Genomic DNA, 18,550 nt, shown 5'->3' with positions numbered 1-18,550 from the left:
CGAAAAGCTACGCGCCCAGCAGCTTGCGCACCCGGTCCGCCCCCACCGCCAGCAGCAGCGTGGGCAGTCGCGGGCCCGTGTCGCGGCTCACCAGCAGCCGGTACAGGAGCGCGAAGAACGAGCGCTGCGCGACCTTCAGCTCCGGCGTCGGCTTGGCGTCCGGGGCCAGGCCCGCCTGGATCTTCGGCACGCCGTAGACGAGCGTGGTCAGCCCGTCCAGCGACCAGTGCTCGTCGAGCCCGTCGAGCAGCAGCCGCAGCGACTCGCGCGCCTCGTCGTCCAGGGACGCCAGCAGTTCGGCGTCCGGCTCGTCCCGCAGGATCGTCCGCTGCTCGGCCGGGACCTGGGTGGTGACCCAGTGCTGCGCGCGGTCGAGCCGCGGCCGGGTCTCGTCGAGCGAGGCGACCGGGTTGGCCGGGTCGAGCTCGCCGAGGATGCGCAGCGTCTGCTCGTCCTGGCCGCCGGTGATGTCCACGACCGAGGCGAGCGTGCGGTACGGCAGCGGGCGCGGCGTCTTCGGGAGCTCGGCGGCGGCGGTCCGGGTGGCGCGCCCGTACGCGGCGGTGTCGGCGGGCTGCGCCGAACCGTCCGCGATCTTGCGCTCCAGGGCGTCCCACTCGTCGTACAGCCGCTGGATCTCCTGGTCGAAGGCGATCTTGAAGGACTGGTTGGGCTTGCGCCGCGCGTACAGCCAGCGCAGCAGCGGCGCCTCCATGATCTCCAGCGCGTCGGCCGGGGTCGGCACGCCGCCCTTCGAGGAGGACATCTTGGCCATGCCGCTGATGCCGACGAAGGCGTACATCGGGCCGATCGGCTGCCGGCCGTCGAAGACCTCGCGGACGATCTGGCCGCCGACGACGTACGAGGAGCCGGGCGAGGAGTGGTCGACGCCGCTGGGCTCGAAGACGACGCCCTCGTACGCCCAGCGCATCGGCCAGTCGACCTTCCAGACCAGCTTGCCGCGGTCGTGCTCGCGCAGCAGCACCGTCTCCTCGTGCCCGCAGACGCAGCTGTAGGACAGCTCGGTCGACTCGTCGTCGTACGCGGTGACGGTCGTCAGGTCGCGGTCGCACACGGAGCAGTAGGGCTTGTACGGGAAGTAGCCCCCGCCGCCCGTGCTGCCGTCGTCCTCGCTCGCCGCGCCGGAGCCCTCGGCGGCCTCCAGCTCGGCCTCGTCGACGGGCTTCTGGCTCTGCTTCTGGCCCTGCTTCTGGCCCTTGGCCGCGCCGCCCGGCTTCTCCTTCGTCCGGTACCGGTCGAGGATTCCGTCGATCCGGCCGCGGTCGCGCATCGCGTGCAGGATCTGCTCGCGGTACGCGCCGGAGGTGTACTGCTCGGTCTGGCTGATGCCGCGGAACTCGATGCCGAGCTCTTCCAGCGCCTTGATCATCGGCGCCTTGAAGTGCTCGGCCCAGTTGGCGTACGGGCTGCCGGGCGGGGCCGGCACCGAGGTGAGCGGCTTGCCGATGTGCTCCGACCAGGACGGGTCGATGCCGGCCGGGACCTTGCGGTACCGGTCGTAGTCGTCCCAGGAAATGATGTGCACGCAGTCGTGCCCGCGGCGCCGGATCTCGTCGGCGACCAGGTGCGGGGTCATGACCTCGCGCAGGTTGCCCAGATGGATCGGGCCGGAGGGGCTGAGGCCCGAGGCGCAGACAATGGGTTTGCCGGGGGCATGACGCTCCGCCTCGGCAATGACCTCGTCGGCGAATCGGGAGACCCAGTCGGCCTCGGTGCTCTGAGCCACGTTCGGCACTTCCTTCCTTGCGGTCATGGCGTCGACCATTGTCCCAGACGGCAAGGGTGCCCCGGGGGTTCCGCGACCGCCCGTGAATTAACCGGCCGGGCGGGCCGACCGTAAAGCGGCCGGTGGGCGAACCGTAAGCCGTGGCCCGTACGAACGACCCCTCCGCCCCCACAGCCCGTACGACCCCTCCGCCCCGTACAGCCCGTACGCCCCGTGCCGCCCGTGGAATATCCGGCCGGGCCGGCGCGGCCCCCGTGGGATACTTGGCACCGGCCCAGACGACCCCTCACGGAACGGCATCCCATGGCTTCGGTCCCTTCACTCGCCGCCACGGTCCACCAGCGCGTCGCGGACGCCCTCTCGGCTGCCCTGCCGGAGGCCGGCGCCGCCGACCCGCTGCTGCGACGTAGCGACCGGGCGGACTTCCAGGCCAACGGGATGCTGGCGCTGGCGAAGAAGCTGAAGGGCAACCCCCGCGAGCTGGCCGCCAAGGTCGTCGAGGGGCTGCCGGCCGGTGAGCTGATCTCCGATGTCGAGGTCTCCGGCCCCGGCTTCCTGAACATCACCGTCGCCGACTCCGCGATCACGAACACGCTCGCGGCCCGCGCCGCCGACGACCGGCTCGGCGTCCCGTACGCGCCGGAGCCGGGCACCACGGTCATCGACTACTCCCAGCCCAACGTGGCCAAGGAGATGCACGTCGGCCACCTGCGTTCGACGGTGATCGGCGACGCGATCGTCAAGATCCTGGAGCACCGGGGCGAGACGGTGGTCCGCCGCCACCACATCGGCGACTGGGGCACCCAGTTCGGCATGCTCATCCAGTACCTGATCGAGCACCCCGCCGAGCTGGATCACGCTTCCGACGCCGCGGCCGCCGCGAACGGCGCCGAGGGCGAGGGCGAGGCCGCCATGGCGCGGCTCAACCGCCTCTACAAGGCGTCGCGCGCGCTCTTCGACTCCGACGAGGAGTTCAAGGGCCGCGCCCGCGACCGGGTGGTGTCCCTCCAGTCCGGCGACGAGGAGACCCTCGCCCTCTGGCACAAGATCGTCGACGAGTCGAAGATCTACTTCCGGGCCGTGTACGAGAAGCTCGACGTGGAGATCCGGGACGCGGACATCGTCGGCGAGAGCGCGTACAACGACGACCTGATCAACGTCGTCAAGGAGCTGGAGGAGTCCGGCGTCGCCGTCCGCTCCGACGGCGCCCTGTGCGTCTTCTTCGACGACGTCAAGGGCCCGGACGGCAACCCGACGCCGCTCATCGTCCAGAAGTCCAACGGCGGCTTCGGCTACGCGGCCACCGACCTCGCGGCCATCCGCGACCGGGTCGGCACGCTGGGCGCCGACACGCTCCTCTACGTCGTGGACGCCCGGCAGGCGCTGCACTTCCGGATGGTCTTCGAGACCGCCCGCCGGGCGGGCTGGCTCCCCGAGGACACCGCGCGGCAGCTCCCCTTCGGGACCGTGCTCGGCAAGGACGGCAAGCCCTTCAAGACCCGTGAGGGCGAGACCGTCCGGCTGGTCGACCTGCTGGACGAGGCGATCGACCGCGCGTCGGCCGTCGTACGGGAGAAGGCCAAGGACCTCACCGAGGACGAGATCGCCGAGCGCGGCGCGCAGGTGGGCATCGGCGCGGTCAAGTACGCCGACCTGTCCACCTCGATGACCCGCGACTACGTCTTCGACCTCGACCGGATGGTGTCCCTCAACGGCGACACCAGCGTCTACCTCCAGTACGCGTACGCGCGCATCCAGTCCATCCTGCGCAAGGCGGACGGCAAGCACCCGGCGCCCCACCCGGAGCTGGCGCTGGCCCCCGCCGAGCGCGCGCTGGGCCTGCACCTCGACGACTTCGCCGAGATCCTGGCCTCGGTCGCCGAGACGTACGAGCCGCACAAGCTCGCCGCGTACCTCTACCAGCTCGCCTCGCACTACACGACGTTCTACGACCAGTGCCCGGTCCTCAAGCCCGAGGTCCCCGCCGACGTGGCCGAGAACCGTCTCTTCCTGTGCGAGCTCACCGGCCGCACGCTGCGGCAGGGCATGGCGCTCCTGGGCATCCGCACCCCCGAGCGCCTGTAGCGGAAGGTCCCCGGGGGCGGGACGCTACGAAGCGGTGTCCCGCTCCCAGCCCTTCTTCTCATCGTTGTACGCGTACTTCGGCGCGTCCTTCAGCCCGGATGTACGGAACGGCTTGCCGTGGTCGTAGATCCGCGTCGTGCCGTGCCGGCCGCCGCTGCTCCACTCCAGCTCCAGATACCAGCTGACGTCGTGGCCGTCGGTGTGCGCCTGGATGTTCAGCACCTGCGGATCGTTCAGCGACACCTTGTACGGGAAGTCCGTGGCGGGGATCTTCAGATCGCCCTGCTCCCCGGCGACCGGCCGCGTCACCGGGGCTCCGGCGTCGAGGTCGATGTCGAACGACCTCGGCGTCATCCCGCCGCCGCAGCCGCTCCCCATGGAGAACGACGACCAGTCGAGCGGTGCCGAACGCCCCACCACGCGCACGTGCATCGCCTGTAGCACCACCGTCTTCTCGCTCTTCCCCTGCACGACCAGCTGGGTCTTCGAGGTGCCGCCGGTGACCGCGCCCAGGTTCCGCGCCCAGGCCCCGGTGTCCTGCTCGGTCGGCGGCCGCGGCACCTGGGCGGGCGTGTCGCCCAGCAGGTAGTACTGGGAGCAGCGGTCCTCCCAGGAGTTGATCCGGCTGCTCACGGTCAGCGGCTCGCCCGAAACGTCCCCGCCCTGGCCCTTGCCCCGGCCCGTGCCCGTGTCCTTGCTCGGGGCGAGGCCCGCGCCGGGATCCCCGCCGGGAGCCTCCGCGCCGCCCGACGCCGTCGGCGAGGGTGAACCGCTCTTGGACGTCTCGGCCCCGTCGCCCTCCTTGGAGGCGCCGTCCGGCGAGCCGCTCTTCGACGCCCGCGGCGCACTCGGGTCTGCGCTCGGCAGGCGCGAGGCGGAGTAGCCCGCGGGCTTCTCCTTGCCTTCGTCCGCCGCCCCGGTCACCTGCGCCACCGCCACGGCGGCGGGCACGGCGAGGGCCACCACCCCGACGCCCACGAGGGCGGCCCGCTTCCGCGTCCAGCGACGGACCGGACGCTCGGGTTCCGGTGCGGGCTCGGCCGCGGACTCGGCCGCGGGCCCGGCCTCCGCCGGCGGTACGGGCACGGGTTCCGCCGCGGACTCCCGTACGGGCGCGTCCTCCCGTACAGCCTTCGGTACGGGCTCCACTCGCGGTCCCGCCCCCGGCTCCTGCTCCCGCTCCGGCTGGGCCTCCGGTGCGGCGGTCGCCGCCGACGAAGGCTTGCGCCGCCGGGCCGCGTCCGCGACGATCCAGCGCCGGTGCACCTCCACCAGCTCGTCCGGCGTCGCCCCGCACAGCCGCGCGAGACGTTCCACGGGTGCGTAGTCGGTGGGCACGGCGTCGCCGTTGCAGTAGCGGTGCAGCGTGGACGTGCTCACGTGGAGCTTTCCGGCCAGCACGCCGTAGCTGCGTGCCGAGCGGCCCTTCAGCTCCCGGAGCAGAGCGGCAAAGTCCTCTGTCTCACTCGCCACACCCACCGGCCCCCTCCAAGTCCGTCCCAGAAGCGCGTTCCAGGGGTGGGGCTTCTCCCCAGGTCAGATTATGCGCGGCCGTTCCAGCTTCCCCAATACTCGGGCGGCCGTTGCGGCGGGAACAGGACGCCTCGCAGGCTGTGGACATGCCGCGGCGAGTACCGCGGCCTTCCACCCTTCCAGCGCCATCCGCCCAGGAGCAGTCATGCCTTCACGCGACCGGTTCAGCTTCATCGACGCCGTGGCCGTGGCCGTGCTCGTGGCGTCCACCGTCACCGTCGTGGCGCTCGTCCATTCCTTCTGATCCTCCATTCCTTCTGGTCCTCCATTCCTTCTGATCCTTCGTTCCTTCTGATCCTTCTGATCCGCACGGGGAGAACTCCGATCATGGCCAAGTCCCGCCGCACCCGCACCATCGCCGTCGCCGTCGCGGCCTTCGCCGCCGCCGTCTCCCTGACCGCCTGCCAGTCTGGAGGGACCGACAAGGCCGCCCCGGCCGGCGCGAGCGCCACCGCTTCCGCGGCCTCGGGCGGCTCCGTCAACGACCCCAAGGCCGACAGCGCGCCCGGTCACTCCGAGAAGAACACCGGCGCCACGGCCCGGCTGGGCGGCAAGAGCGGCGCCGTGTCCAAGAGCGGCGGGGGCGACCAGGGGCCCGTCGAGCTCGCCTGCTCCGGGGACAACGTCGAGGTCACCGCCGAGACCCCGACGCGCCCCTCGCACTACCTGCTGCTGACGGCCACCAACACCGGCTCACAGGCGTGCAACGCGTACTACTACCCGATGCTCCGGTTCGGCGAGGACCAGTCCGTGTCCGCCGCGCCGATGGAGGACACCAAGCCGCAGGCCGTGGTCACCCTCCGGCCCGGCGAATCGGCGTACGCGGGGGTCGCCCTCGGCGCCGACGGCGACCACGGCCGCACCGCCGACTCGCTGGCCGTCTACTTCGGCAACGCCGACAACGACGGCTCCACCGGCTCGGCCGCCCACCCGGCGCTGCCCGGCGGCAGCGCGTACTACGACGACAACGCCCAGGTCACCTACTGGCAGCGCGAGAAGGCCGACGCCGTCAACTAGGCCGCCCCCGCGTCCCGGCCCGGCGGCCGGGACGCGCCGCAGACCGTGGGCGACGACCCCGCCCACGGAGACGCCCGCACCGAGTGATCGCCCCCGCTTCCACCCGGTGCGGGTGTCTCACCCCGCTCAGGGGTCGGCGGAGGCCCCCGGGACGCCGCCGCCGAGTTCGAACCACATCATCTTGCCGCCCAGCCCCTGCTGCTGATCCCGCAGCAGGAAGCCGCCCCAGCTGTCCGCGTACAGCCGCACGAGCCCCAGCCCGCGCCCCCGCTCGACGTCCGGGGGCGGCACGGCCGGCCCCACCGCCGTCGCCAGGGCGGGCAGCTTGGGGTTGGCGTCCCACACGCTCACCCGCACCCGCTCCCCGTCCCGCCGTACCCGCACGGAGGCGGGCCCGTCGGCGTAGCGGTAGGAGTTGGTGACGAGTTCGGAGGTCAGCAGCTCCGCGGTGTCGGCGTACTCGGAGAAGCCGTGCTCCTCGAAGATGGTGCGCAGCGTCCGGCGCGCGATGCAGGGGGCGAGCGGGTCGCGCGGCACCTGGAGGGTGTACTCCCAGTCCTCGGGCGGCCCGGCCTCGAACGGCTCCGGCGCACAACTCATACGCGCCTCCCTAGCGTGAGCGAAGTGACACACACCGTAAGGCAGTCGGTGCGCGCGGGACGCGGCTTCCGGAAAATACATGCACCCGATGGACCCCCGGGGGTGCGCGCCGCCAGACTGGGCGTGACGAGGGAGGAGGCCGATGCCACCGAGGAGCGCCCCCACGGCCCGCCAGCAGCGGCTGGGCTCAGAACTCCGCAAGCTCCGCGAGCGGGCGGGCATGACGGCCTCGGAGGCGGGCGCGCTGCTCGGCGCCGACCAGGCCCGGATCAGCAACATCGAGTCCGGGCGGGCCGGCGTCAGCGCCGAGCGGCTGCGCGCCCTGGCCCGGACGTACGGCTGCGCCGACCGTCAACTCGTCGACGCGCTCAGCGCCCTTACGGGCAACCGCACCCGTCACTGGTGGGAGGAGTACCGCGCCACGCTGCCGCCGGGGCTGCTCGATCTCGCCGAGATCGAGCACCACGCCGTGGAGCTGCGCACGGCGCAGACCTCCATCCTGCCCGGCCTCCTCCAGACCGTCGACCACGCCCGCGTCATCTTCAACCAGGGCGTGCCGCCGCTGCCGCCCCACGAGGTCGAGCACCGGGTCGCGCACCGCATGAGGCGCCAGGAGGTCCTCCGCCGCGCCGCCCCGATGCCGTACACGGCGATCATCCACGAGGCCGCGCTGCGCATGCGGTTCGGCGGCCGGGAGACGACCCGCGCCCAGCTCGACCATCTCGTGGAGATGAGCGGGCGGGAGAACGTACGGGTGCTGGCGATCCCCTTCGAGCGGGGCGAGTTCCCGGGCGCGGGGCAGACCATCCTGTACGCGTCGGGGCCGGTGGCGCAGCTCGACACCGTGCAGCTGGACCAGTCGCACGGGCCCGCGCTGCTGGACGCGGCGGACCAGCTCGCCAAGTACCGGGCGCTGCTGGACCGGATGGAGGAGCTGGCCCTCGACCGGGCGCGCTCCCGCGACTTCGTCCGCGCCATCGCCCGCGCGGTGTGAGCCCGCCCCGCGCCGCCTTCGCCGCGCCGACGCCCGTACGCACGACAGCCCCCGACGGGCGGACCGTCGGGGGCTGGACGCAGGAAAACCAACGTCACATCGGCGTCAGAGCTGCCGCGCGGCCTCCGCCGCCCAGTAGGTGAGGATCATGCTCGCGCCCGCGCGCTTGGCGCCGACGAGGGTCTCCATGATGATGCGGTCGCGGTCGACCCACCCGTTGGCGGCGGCGGCCTCGACCATCGCGTACTCGCCGGAGACCTGGTACGCGGCGACCGGCACGTCCACCGTGTCCGCGACCTGCCGCAGGATGTCCAGGTAGGGCAGCGCCGGCTTGACGATGACCATGTCGGCGCCCTCTTCGATGTCGAGCGCCAGCTCGCGCAGGGACTCCCGGGCGTTGGCCGGGTCCTGCTGGTACGTCTTGCGGTCGCCGGTCAGCGAGGAGGCGACGGCCTCCCGGAACGGGCCGAAGAACGCGGAGGCGTACTTGGCGGTGTAGGCCAGGATGGAGACGTCCTGGTGGCCCGCGCCGTCCAACGCCTCGCGGACGACCCGGACCTGGCCGTCCATCATGCCGCTGGGCGCGACCGTGTGGACGCCCGCGTCGGCCTGGACGCGCGCCATCTCGGCGTACCGCTCCAGCGTCGCGTCGTTGTCCACCCGGCCGTGCTCGTCGAGGACGCCGCAGTGGCCGTGGTCGGTGTACTCGTCCAGGCAGAGGTCCGACATGATCACCAGGTCGTCGCCGACCTCGGACCGAACGTCCCGGATCGCGACCTGGAGGATGCCGTCGGGGTCCGTGCCCCGGCTGCCGACCGCGTCCTTCTCCTCGGGCACGCCGTAGAGCATGAACCCGCCGACGCCCGCCTCGACCGCCTCGACGGCCGCCTTGCGCAGGCTGTCGCGGGTGTGCTGGACGACGCCCGGCATGGAGGCGACCGGCACCGGCTCGGCGGCGCCCTCCCGCACGAAGGCGGGCAGGATCAGGTCGGCCGGGTGCAGCCGGGTCTCGGCGACCATCCGGCGCATGGCCGGGGTGGTGCGCAGCCGCCGCGGGCGCGCCCCGGGGAAACTTCCGTAGTTCGTGCTCAACTCCGTGCCCTCCTACGCGATCCGGGCCGCCGCTCGCTGGGGCGGGTGACCGGGTCGCCGGCCTCCAGCGCGGCCTCGCGCCGCGCGGCCCCGAAGTCCGCGAGCGCCGCGGCCAGTTTGTGCACCGAGGGCTCGGGCGACATGACGTCCACGCGCAGCCCGTGCTCCTCGGCGGTCTTGGCGGTGGCCGGGCCGATGCAGGCGATCACGGTCACGTTGTGCGGCTTGCCGGCGATGCCGACCAGGTTCCGCACGGTCGAGGACGAGGTGAACAGGACCGCGTCGAAGCCGCCGCCCTTGATCGCCTCGCGGGTCTCGGCGGGCGGCGGGGAGGCCCGTACGGTCCGGTAGGCGGTGACGTCGTCGACCTCCCAGCCCAGCTCGATCAGCCCGGCGACCAGGGTCTCCGTGGCGATGTCGGCGCGCGGCAGGAAGACCCGGTCGATCGGGTCGAAGACCGGGTCGTAGGGCGGCCAGTCCTCCAGCAGCCCGGCGGCCGACTGCTCGCCGCTCGGCACCAGGTCCGGCTTGACGCCGAAGTCCACCAGCGACTTGGCGGTCTGCTCGCCGACCGCCGCGACCTTGATCCCGGCGAAGGCGCGCGCGTCGAGCCCGTACTCCTCGAACTTCTCGCGCACCGCCTTGACGGCGTTCACGGAGGTGAAGGCGATCCACTCGTAGCGCCCGGTGACCAGGCCCTTGACCGCGCGCTCCATCTGCTGCGGGGTGCGCGGCGGCTCGACGGCGATCGTCGGCACCTCGCTGGGCACGGCGCCGTACGAACGGAGCTGGTCGGAGAGCGATGCGGCCTGCTCCTTGGTGCGCGGCACGAGCACGTTCCAGCCGAACAGCGGCTTGGACTCGAACCACGAGAGCCGGTCGCGCTGCGCGGCCGCGCTGCGCTCGCCGACCACGGCTATCACGGGCTGCCCGCCGTTCGGCGACGGCAGCACCTTCGCGGCCTTGAGCGTCTGCGCCACCGAGCCGAGCGTCACCGACCAGGTGCGCTGGCGCGTCGTGGTGCCCGCGACGGTGACGGTCATCGGGGTGTCGGGCTTGCGCCCGGCCGTGATCAGCTCGCTCGCGGTGGCGGCGACGGTGTCGAGGGTGGCGGTGACCACCACGGTCACCTCGCTCGCGCCGACCTCCGCCCAGCACCGGTCGGAGGCGGTACGGGCGTCCAGGAACCGGACGTCGGCGCCGCTCGCGTCGTGCAGCGGCACTCCGGCGTAGGCGGGCACGCCCACCGCGTTGGCGACGCCGGGCACCACCTCGAAGGTCACCCCCTCGGCGGCGCAGGCCAGCATCTCGTCGGCGGCGTTGCCGTCCAGCCCGGGGTCGCCGACGACCGCACGGACGACCCGCTTGCCGCTCCGCGCCGCCCCCATGACAAGATTGGCGGTGTCCCTAAGAACCGGGACCTCGGCGGCACTTGATGAGCCATCAGCTACCGCCTGGGCAGGCATGCCGTGACTCTCCACGGCCACGTTGGCGCGCACGTGCGCACGTACCACTTCGAGTACGGACGGATCGGCGATCAGTACATCCGCTGCCGCCAGTGCCTCCACGGCTCGGAGCGTCAGCAGTCCCGGGTCTCCGGGACCGGCACCGAGGAAGGTGACGTGCCCGAGCGCGGGGTGATTAGGGGCGGTGGGGTTCAAAGTGCTCGCTCCCCCATAAGACCGGCCGCACCCTTGGCCAGCATCTCGGCGGCGAGTTCCCGGCCGAGGGCCGAGGCTGCGTCACTGGAGGCCGGAACGGGACCGGTGGTGGACAGCTGCACCAGCGTCGAGCCGTCGGTCGAGCCGACGACGCCGCGCAGGCGCATTACGGTGACAGCCTGCCCGTCGGCCTGCAGGTCGGCCAGCGCACCCACAGGTGCGGAGCAGCCGGCCTCCAGGGCGGCGAGCAGGGAACGCTCGGCGGTCACGGCGGCCCGGGTGAACGGGTCGTCGAGCTCGGCGAGCACGCTGGCGAGTCCGGGGGCGGCGCCGACCTGGTCGGCTACGCACTCGACTGCCAGGGCCCCCTGGCCGGGGGCGGGCAGGATCGAGTCGGCGGGCAGGAACTGGCTCGCCTCCCCGATCCGGCCGATGCGGGTGAGGCCGGCCGCGGCCAGCACGACGCCGTCCAGTTCCCCGCCGGTGACGTACCCGACGCGGGTGTCGATGTTGCCGCGGATCGGCACGGTCTCGATGTCTTGGCCGAGCGAGCGCGCCCACGCGTTCAGCTGCGCCATCCGGCGCGGCGAGCCGGTGCCGACCCGGGCGCCCGCGGGCAGCGACTCGAAGTCGAGCCCGTCGCGGGCGACCAGCACGTCGCGCGGGTCCTCGCGGGCCGGGATCGCGGCCAGCACCAGCCCGGCCGGCTCGGCGGTCGGCAGGTCCTTCAGCGAGTGCACGGCGAAGTCGATGTCACCGGCGAGCAGCGCGTCGCGCAGCGCGGAGACGAAGACGCCGGTGCCGCCGATCTGCGCGAGGTGCTCGCGTGAGGTGTCGCCGTACGTCGTGATCTCGACGAGCTCCACGGCGCGCCCGGTGAGCGTGCGCACCGCCTCGGCGACCTGAGCTGACTGGGCCATGGCGAGCTTGCTGCGCCGGGTGCCCAGCCGGAGCGGCCGGCTGTCGGCGGCCGCCGTGAGTGAGGTGTCGTTCATGCCCGCTCCCGTGCTGTGTTCTGCCTGTCGGACCGCGTGTCCGCCCGGCTGACGGCGGCGACCGCCTGCGGGTCGAGGTCGAAGAGTTCGCGCAGCGCGTCCGCGTACCCGGCGCCGCCGGGCGTCGCGGCCAGCTGCTTGACCCGCACGGTGGGCGCGTGCAGGAGTTTGTCGACGACCCGGCGGACGGTCTGGGTGATCTCCGCGCGCTCCTTGTCGTCCAGGTCCGGAAGGCGGCCGTCCAGCCGCGTGATCTCGCTCGCGACGAGGTCCGCCGCCATGGTGCGCAGCGCGACCACGGTGGGCGTGATGTGCGCGGCGCGCTGGGCGGCCCCGAACGCCTCGACCTCGTCCGCGACGATCGCGCGGACCCGGTCGACGTCGGCGGCCATGGGCGCGTCGGCGGACGCCTCGGCGAGCGACTCGATGTCGACGAGCCGTACGTACTCGACCCGGTGCGCGGCGGCGTCCACGTCGCGCGGCATCGCGAGGTCGAGGAGGTGCAGGAGCGGCGCGGAGCGGCGCGCGTCGTCGGCGAGGCCGAGGGGGCAGTCGTCGCCCTGGCCGCGCTCCGGGTCCGTGTCATCGCCGCCGCGTACGTATTCGGCGCGTACGTCCCCGCCCGGCAGGGCCTGGGCCTCGGCCGTCGCCGCCAGCCGCTCGGTGAGGGCCGACAGCACCGACTCGACGGTGAGGACCAGGCCGGTGGCGCCCGTGCAGGAGACGACGATGTCGGCCTGGGCCAGCTCGGCCGCGACGTCGGCCATCGGCACGGCGGAGGCCGTGAGCCCGGCCGCGCCCGGGCCGCCGGGCTCGGTCAGCGCGAGCGCGAGGCGCCGTGCGCGCTCCAGCGTCCGGTTGGCGACGGCGAGCTCCGCGACCCCGGCGCGGGCCAGGGTGGCCGCGGCGAGCGAGGACATGGAGCCGGCGCCGATGATCAGGGCGCGCTTGCCGCGCGCCCACTCCTGCACGGGGGCGCCGTCGGCCAGCTGCTCCAGGCCGAAGGTCACCAGCGACTGGCCGGCCTTGTCGATGCCGGTCTCGCTGTGCGCGCGCTTGCCGACCCGCAGGGCCTGCTGGAAGAGGTCGTTGAGGAGCCGGCCGGCCGTGTGCAGCTCCTGGCCGAGGGCGAGCGCGTCCTTGATCTGGCCGAGGATCTGGCCCTCGCCGACGACCATCGAGTCGAGCCCGCAGGCCACCGAGAAGAGGTGGTGGACGGCCCGGTCCTCGTAGTGCACGTAGAGGTAGGGCGTCAGCTCCTCCAGCCCTATCCCCGTGTGCCGGGCGAGCAGGGTGGACAGCTCGGCGACGCCCGCGTGGAACTTGTCCACGTCCGCGTACAGCTCTATGCGGTTGCAGGTGGCCAGGACCGCCGCCTCGGCCGCGGGCTCGGTGGCGAGGGTGTCGTGCAACAGCTTCGCCCGCGCGTCCGCCGCGAGGGCGGCGCGCTCCAGCACGCTGACCGGCGCGCTGCGGTGGCTCAGGCCGACGACCAGGAGGCTCATGCCCTCTCCTCGCTTCGCTCGGGCCCCGCGCCGGGGACGTCGTGGTGGATGGTGCGTTCTCTGAAGCCGGTCATGCCGGCATCACGGCGGGTACATCGCCGTCGGGTCCCTTTCCGCCGCCGGACCCCGTGGCCGTACGGGCCACCGGAGGCGGCGCGGCGACGGCCGCCGCGGCGGACTCCGACTCCTCGCCCGCCTTGCGCTGCTCGTGGAAGGCGAGGATCTGGAGCTCTATGGACAGGTCGACCTTCCGTACGTCCACGCCCTCGGGGACGGTCAGCACGGTCGGCGCGAAGTTGAGGATCGAGGTGACCCCGGCGTTGACGAGCCGGTCGCAGACCTGCTGGGCCGCGCCGGCCGGGGTGGCGATGACGCCGATGGAGACCCCGTTGTCGCTGATGATCGCTTCGAGTTCGTCGGTGTGCCGGACCGGGAGGCCCGCGACCGGCTTGCCGGCCATGGCCGGGTCGGCGTCGATGAGGGCCGCGACCCGGAAACCGCGCGAGGCGAAGCCGCCGTAATTGGCGAGCGCCGCCCCGAGGTTGCCGATACCGACGATCACAACCGGCCAGTCCTGGGTCAGGCCGAGCTCACGCGAGATCTGGTAGACGAGATACTCGACGTCGTAGCCGACGCCCCGGGTCCCGTACGAGCCGAGGTAGCTGAAATCCTTGCGCAGCTTCGCGGAGTTGACCCCCGCGGCGGCTGCGAGTTCCTCGGACGAGACCGTGGGGACCGAGCGCTCGGAAAGCGCGGTCAGCGCACGCAGATACAGCGGAAGCCGGGCGACGGTGGCCTCGGGAATCCCTCGGCTTCGGGTCGCCGGTCGGTGAGTTCGGCCAGTTGCCACGGTGCTCCTGCGGGTAGAGCGGGGCTGCGGGCGGCATCTTGTCGCAGGACCGCCCCGTCGAATGCAGGCTATGTCTTTGTGAACGCGTGCACAAAGATGGTGTCCGCTTTGTCCGAGCAAAGTGACAGGCGTCACGCGCCGTTTCAGCCGCATCCGGGAACCATCACCCGCACCGCCGCGACCACATTCGTATCGCGGGTTCGCCGACGGGAGCACGCGCCCTCACTCCTCACCGCTATGCCCCCGGACACCAACAAATCGCCCACCATGGTAGTCGCCCCGGGCACCCTTACCGACCGCTTCGCGGCCATCCAGGACAGAAGCGGAAGACGCACGGAGCGCGACGGGCAGCGGCCGACCGACGGTTGAGGGGCCCGCGGCCGGCCATCCCGCACCGGGCACAATGACTGCCATGACCCCGCTGCTGCGCCGCCCGGCCCGTAAGAATCCCGCCAACAGCACGGTGACCCTGATCGGCAAACCCGGCTGCCATCTCTGCGACGACGCGGAGGCGGTCATCGAGCGGGTCTGCGGGGAACTCGGCGCGAAGTGGGAAAAGAAAGACATCACCCAGGATGCGGAACTCCACCGCCAATACTGGGAACAGATCCCGGTGATCCTGGTGGACGGCGCTCAGCACGACTTCTGGCGAGTGGACCCGGCCCGGCTGCGCAAAGCGCTCGGCGGGTAACCGGAGCGTGGCGGGAAGTTCACGCGCCCGAATGGTTCCGGGTCCGGCCGCACCGAACAAACTGGCTATGCTCGCGCCATGGCCGCACTGGGATGGCTCACCCCCCGTAGGCGCTCCGCCACCGCACGCAGCGTGCTGGCCGGCGAGGCGGCGGCGGAGGCAGCCCGCAAGTCCGCGCACAACACTCCCGACACGGCAGCGGAGGAGGGGCCCGAGCCGGCCTCTCCCGGACGCGCCGGGCCGACCGAGCCGGTCGAGCCGACTGAGCCACCCGAGGCCGCCGCTCCGGCCGAGCCCGCCGAACCGGAATTCCCCGTCGTCGGCGACGAGAAGGCCGCCGCCTTCTTCGATCTCGACAACACCGTGATGCAGGGCGCGGCCCTCTTCCACTTCGGCCGCGGCCTCTATAAGCGGCACTTCTTCCGCAAGCGCGAGCTGGTCCGCTTCGCCTGGCAGCAGGCCTGGTTCCGGCTGGCGGGCGTCGAGGACCCCGAGCACATGCAGGACGCGCGCGACAGCGCCCTGTCCATCGTCAAGGGGCACCGCGTCTCGGAGCTGATGTCCATCGGCGAGGAGATCTACGACGAGTACATGGCCGAGCGCATCTGGCCGGGCACCCGCGCGCTGGCCCAGGCCCACCTCGACGCGGGCCAGAAGGTCTGGCTGGTGACCGCGGCCCCCGTCGAGACCGCCACGATCATCGCCCGCCGGCTCGGGCTGACCGGGGCGCTGGGCACCGTCGCCGAGTCGATCGGCGGCGTGTACACCGGCAAGCTGGTCGGCGAACCGCTGCACGGCCCGGCGAAGGCGGAGGCGGTACGGGCCCTGGCCGCGGCCGAGAACCTGGACCTGGACCGCTGCGCCGCGTACAGCGACTCCGCCAACGACATCCCGATGCTGTCGATCGTCGGCCACCCCTACGCCATCAACCCGGATGCCCACCTGCGCAAACACGCCCGCGAACGCGGCTGGCGGCTGCGCGACTACCGCACCGGCCGCAAAGCCGCCCGCGTCGGCATCCCGGCGGCGGCGGGCGTGGGCGCCCTGGCGGGCGGCGCGGCGGCAGCGGTGGCGCTGCACCGCCGCCGCCGCTGAGGCGCACCCGGGGCGGGCCCGAGGCATGCCCGGGGCGGTCCCTGGGCAGGCCCGAAAACCCCGTCGCCCGGCGTAACCGCCGTCACCCCCCAGCCAATCCGCCGGTTTCGCACCCACACGGCCCCCGCCAGTCCCCTTGTGTCCGGGTTGCCACAACACGCCAGCCAACCGATCAGCTCTGGCCCCACACCGATCAATAACCGTCACTTGTTCGACACTTGATCGGTCGTTAACCGGTAACAGAGCGGACGTAAACGATGATTTGAGCAACTGGGTGTAGCGTCGCCTATACGAAGCGTTATCCTCCTCAGACGCAAACCGGTACCCGCACGTCCCTACGACGAGTGAATGGTCCCGCACTGCACGTGATGGAAGCTCTGCCTCTGGGAGTCCCGTGTACCCACACGTCGGGGTTGACGCCTCGGGCCTGGCTACGCTCCGCGCGACGGTCATCGACCGCCTGCGCGGCTTCGTCCCCACCGCGTACGCCGTCCCCGCCCTTGCCCCGCTCGCCCCCGCCGGCGGTCCCGCCGGCCCCTGCTACGCCATGGCCGAGAGCACCACGGCCGTCGGCAGACGCACCCGCGGACGTACCGGTTCCGGCACGTCCACCGCCCCCCGCCGCCCGAGCGCCGACAGTGACAGCGCTCGCATGATGGACCTGGTCGAGCGCGCCCAGGCCGGAGAGGCCGACGCCTTCGGCCGCCTCTACGACCAGTACTCCGACACCGTTTACCGATACATCTACTACCGCGTGGGCGGAAGGGCCACCGCCGAGGACCTCACCAGCGAGACGTTCCTGCGCGCCCTGCGCCGCATCGGCACCTTCACCTGGCAGGGCCGCGACTTCGGCGCCTGGCTGGTGACCATCGCCCGCAACCTCGTCGCCGACCACTTCAAGTCCTCGCGGTTCCGGCTCGAAGTGACCACCGGCGAGATGCTCGACGCCAACGAGGTCGAGCGCAGCCCGGAGGACTCCGTCCTCGAATCCCTCTCCAACGCCGCGCTGCTGGAAGCGGTGCGCAAGCTCAACCCGCAGCAGCAGGAGTGCGTGACCCTCCGCTTCCTCCAGGGCCTGTCGGTCGCCGAGACCGCCCGCGTCATGGGGAAGAACGAAGGCGCCATCAAGACCCTCCAATACCGTGCCGTACGAACCCTCGCCCGGCTCCTGCCGGACGATGCCCGCTGACCCTCGGTATCCACCCCCTCACCTGCGGTCAGATCATCCGGACCGCGTAACCCGAGTGCCGCGCCGCTCGTTGTGCGGGATGCAGGCTCCCTGCGGTCACGCCATGCCCGCAGCCACTCACTCGATCGAGTGGACGCGCTCAAGGCGTGCAACCTTCCAGGTGTCCTGGGGAGTCGACCGTCATGACGAGAGGAGGTGCCGCCTGTGATCGCGAACGTATCGGCGCACCGGCGGGCGAACGCCTTCGCCCAGTCCCTGGAGGAGCAGGAGCTCCAGGGCGCAACGGCCGAGCAGTCCGATCCATCGGCGGAACACGCCGAGCGGAATCGGCTGCTGGCCCTGGCGAGCGGGCTCGGCGAGCTACCGGCACCGGAGTTGGACCCCGAAGTCAAAATCGTGCAGCGGGCGCAGTTGATCGCTGCCATGGAGGCACAGTTCGCGGAGGGCGCAGCCCAAGTCCCCGAGCAGCGCTCCGGAAAGGGCGCGCACCGGGCGAGCCCGCTGAGCAGGCTGCGGCCGCGCTCCCGCTGGTCCAAGGGGCTCGCCGCCGGCGGGCTCACGGTGGGCGTGGCGGCGGGCGCGTTCGGAGGCGTCGCGGCCGCCAGCAACAACGCCCTGCCCGGCGATTCGCTGTACGGACTCAAGCGCGGCATGGAGGACTTCAAGCTGGGCATGGCCGACGGCGACTCCGACCGCGGCCAGATCTACCTGGACCAGGCGTCCACGCGCATGCAGGAGGCCCGCCGCCTCCTGGAGCGCGGCCGCCTCGGCGACCTCGACCACGAATCCGTGGGCGAGGTACGCAAGGCGCTGTCCGGCATGCACTTCGACGCCTCCGAGGGCCACCGGCTGCTCCACGAGGCGTACGAGCGCGACGGCTCGCTCAATCCGATCCAGGCGCTGTCGTCCTTCACCACCTCGCACCGCGAGGGCTGGCACCAGCTGCGCGAGCGGCTGCCCCTCCAGCTCACCGACGTGCGCGACCAGGTGAGTTCGGTCTTCGACGCCATAGACCAGGAAGTCGGCCCGCTGCGGTCGCTGCTCCCGACCGCCTCGGACCGGCACGGCTCCACGGACCGGCAGGGCACCCCCCGGCACGCCGCGCCGGACCACCCGGACCAGCCGACGCCCTCGGCCCGGCCGACCAAGGCCGAGACCGGTCCGGGCGACGCCGATCACCGGCCGTCTCCGTCCTCGTCGGCGGAGAAGAGCGAGGACGGCGGCCTCCTCGGCGGCACCGGCCTGCTCGATCCGCCCGCCAAGGACCACCACGGCGGCAGCCCGTCCCCGTCCCACGGCGAGGACGGCAAGGAGGGCAAGTCGGGCGGCAAGCCGGACATCACCATCCCGCCGCTGCTGCCGGGCCTGCTCCCGGGCCTGGGCATCAACGGCGACGACGGGAAGTAGCACCGGAGGCGGGGGGGGGGGGGGCGGCCCCCCCCCCCCCCCCCCCCCCCCCGGCACCCCCCCCCCCCCCCACCCAACAAAAAAAAACC

General features: G+C 72.5%; 15 protein-coding genes. 7 read left to right on the top strand and 8 right to left on the bottom strand.

The window, feature by feature from the left end; all coding sequences use genetic code 11:
- Positions 1-7: 7 nt before the first annotated feature.
- The gene (gene lysS, locus AB0I22_RS23795; RefSeq protein WP_363132891.1) at positions 8-1,774 is read right to left on the bottom strand and encodes a lysine--tRNA ligase; all 1,767 of its coding nucleotides are present in this window, start codon (positions 1,772-1,774) and stop codon (positions 8-10) included.
- Between the two features lie 276 nt (positions 1,775-2,050).
- Between lysS and argS the strand changes: the two genes are divergently transcribed.
- Positions 2,051-3,832: an arginine--tRNA ligase gene (argS, locus tag AB0I22_RS23790; RefSeq protein ID WP_363132890.1), complete on the top strand. Its 1,782-nt coding sequence runs from the start codon at positions 2,051-2,053 to the stop codon at positions 3,830-3,832.
- A 24-nt stretch (positions 3,833-3,856) separates the two neighbouring features.
- On the opposite strand, the gene AB0I22_RS23785 is transcribed toward argS, so the two are convergent.
- Entirely contained in the window at positions 3,857-5,305 is a 1,449-nt protein-coding gene (locus AB0I22_RS23785; RefSeq protein ID WP_363132889.1) for a helix-turn-helix domain-containing protein, read from the bottom strand.
- A 387-nt stretch (positions 5,306-5,692) separates the two neighbouring features.
- On the opposite strand from AB0I22_RS23785, the gene AB0I22_RS23780 reads away from it, so the two are divergent.
- Positions 5,693-6,382, top strand: coding sequence for a DUF4232 domain-containing protein (locus AB0I22_RS23780; protein WP_363132888.1), 690 nt, complete (start codon positions 5,693-5,695; stop codon positions 6,380-6,382).
- A gap of 126 nt (positions 6,383-6,508) precedes the next feature.
- Here the strand turns inward: AB0I22_RS23780 and AB0I22_RS23775 are convergent, their stop codons facing one another.
- Positions 6,509-6,982: an ATP-binding protein gene (locus AB0I22_RS23775; RefSeq protein WP_363132887.1), complete on the bottom strand. Its 474-nt coding sequence runs from the start codon at positions 6,980-6,982 to the stop codon at positions 6,509-6,511.
- A 142-nt stretch (positions 6,983-7,124) separates the two neighbouring features.
- Between AB0I22_RS23775 and AB0I22_RS23770 the strand changes: the two genes are divergently transcribed.
- Positions 7,125-7,976, top strand: a complete 852-nt coding sequence (locus tag AB0I22_RS23770) for a helix-turn-helix transcriptional regulator (protein ID WP_363132886.1) — start codon at positions 7,125-7,127, stop codon at positions 7,974-7,976.
- Positions 7,977-8,081: 105 nt separating this feature from the next.
- On the opposite strand, the gene hemB is transcribed toward AB0I22_RS23770, so the two are convergent.
- The 5 genes from hemB to AB0I22_RS23745 all read right to left on the bottom strand — a co-directional run bounded on the left by hemB (position 8,082) and on the right by AB0I22_RS23745 (position 14,079).
- A complete protein-coding gene (gene hemB, locus AB0I22_RS23765; RefSeq protein ID WP_363132885.1) occupies positions 8,082-9,068 on the bottom strand; it encodes a porphobilinogen synthase in 987 nt (328 codons plus the stop codon).
- Positions 9,065-10,729 carry a bifunctional uroporphyrinogen-III C-methyltransferase/uroporphyrinogen-III synthase gene (locus AB0I22_RS23760; RefSeq protein ID WP_363132884.1) on the bottom strand — a complete coding sequence of 555 codons (1,665 nt, stop codon included), beginning with the start codon at positions 10,727-10,729 and terminating at the stop codon, positions 9,065-9,067. Before AB0I22_RS23760 ends, hemB begins: the two co-directional genes overlap by 4 nt.
- Complete coding sequence (gene hemC / locus AB0I22_RS23755; RefSeq protein WP_363132883.1) at positions 10,726-11,724, bottom strand: hydroxymethylbilane synthase; 999 nt, start codon at positions 11,722-11,724, stop codon at positions 10,726-10,728. Before hemC ends, AB0I22_RS23760 begins: the two co-directional genes overlap by 4 nt.
- The gene (locus AB0I22_RS23750) at positions 11,721-13,229 is read right to left on the bottom strand and encodes a glutamyl-tRNA reductase (RefSeq protein ID WP_363132882.1); all 1,509 of its coding nucleotides are present in this window, start codon (positions 13,227-13,229) and stop codon (positions 11,721-11,723) included. Before AB0I22_RS23750 ends, hemC begins: the two co-directional genes overlap by 4 nt.
- 70 nt (positions 13,230-13,299) lie before the next feature.
- Positions 13,300-14,079 (bottom strand): redox-sensing transcriptional repressor Rex, encoded by a 780-nt coding sequence (locus AB0I22_RS23745; RefSeq protein WP_363132881.1) that lies wholly within the window; start codon positions 14,077-14,079, stop codon positions 13,300-13,302.
- A gap of 403 nt (positions 14,080-14,482) precedes the next feature.
- Between AB0I22_RS23745 and AB0I22_RS23740 the strand changes: the two genes are divergently transcribed.
- The 4 genes from AB0I22_RS23740 (at position 14,483) to AB0I22_RS23725 (ending at position 18,461) form a co-directional block, all read left to right on the top strand.
- The gene (locus tag AB0I22_RS23740; protein ID WP_363132880.1) at positions 14,483-14,770 is read left to right on the top strand and encodes a glutaredoxin family protein; all 288 of its coding nucleotides are present in this window, start codon (positions 14,483-14,485) and stop codon (positions 14,768-14,770) included.
- A gap of 78 nt (positions 14,771-14,848) precedes the next feature.
- On the top strand, positions 14,849-15,865 hold the full coding sequence (locus AB0I22_RS23735) for an HAD-IB family hydrolase (RefSeq protein WP_363132879.1): 1,017 nt from the start codon (positions 14,849-14,851) through the stop codon (positions 15,863-15,865).
- 394 nt (positions 15,866-16,259) lie between these two features.
- Positions 16,260-17,054 (top strand): ECF subfamily RNA polymerase sigma factor, BldN family, encoded by a 795-nt coding sequence (locus tag AB0I22_RS23730; protein ID WP_363132878.1) that lies wholly within the window; start codon positions 16,260-16,262, stop codon positions 17,052-17,054.
- Between the two features lie 204 nt (positions 17,055-17,258).
- Positions 17,259-18,461: a DUF5667 domain-containing protein gene (locus tag AB0I22_RS23725; RefSeq protein ID WP_363132877.1), complete on the top strand. Its 1,203-nt coding sequence runs from the start codon at positions 17,259-17,261 to the stop codon at positions 18,459-18,461.
- The last annotated feature ends 89 nt before the right edge of the window (positions 18,462-18,550 follow it).

It is taken from the genome of Streptomyces sp. NPDC050610 (genome assembly GCF_040654875.1).
Classification (GTDB): Bacteria; Actinomycetota; Actinomycetes; order Streptomycetales; family Streptomycetaceae; genus Streptomyces.
Note: the sequence above shows the minus strand (reverse complement) of the source record. Positions and strands in the feature narration are given on the sequence as shown.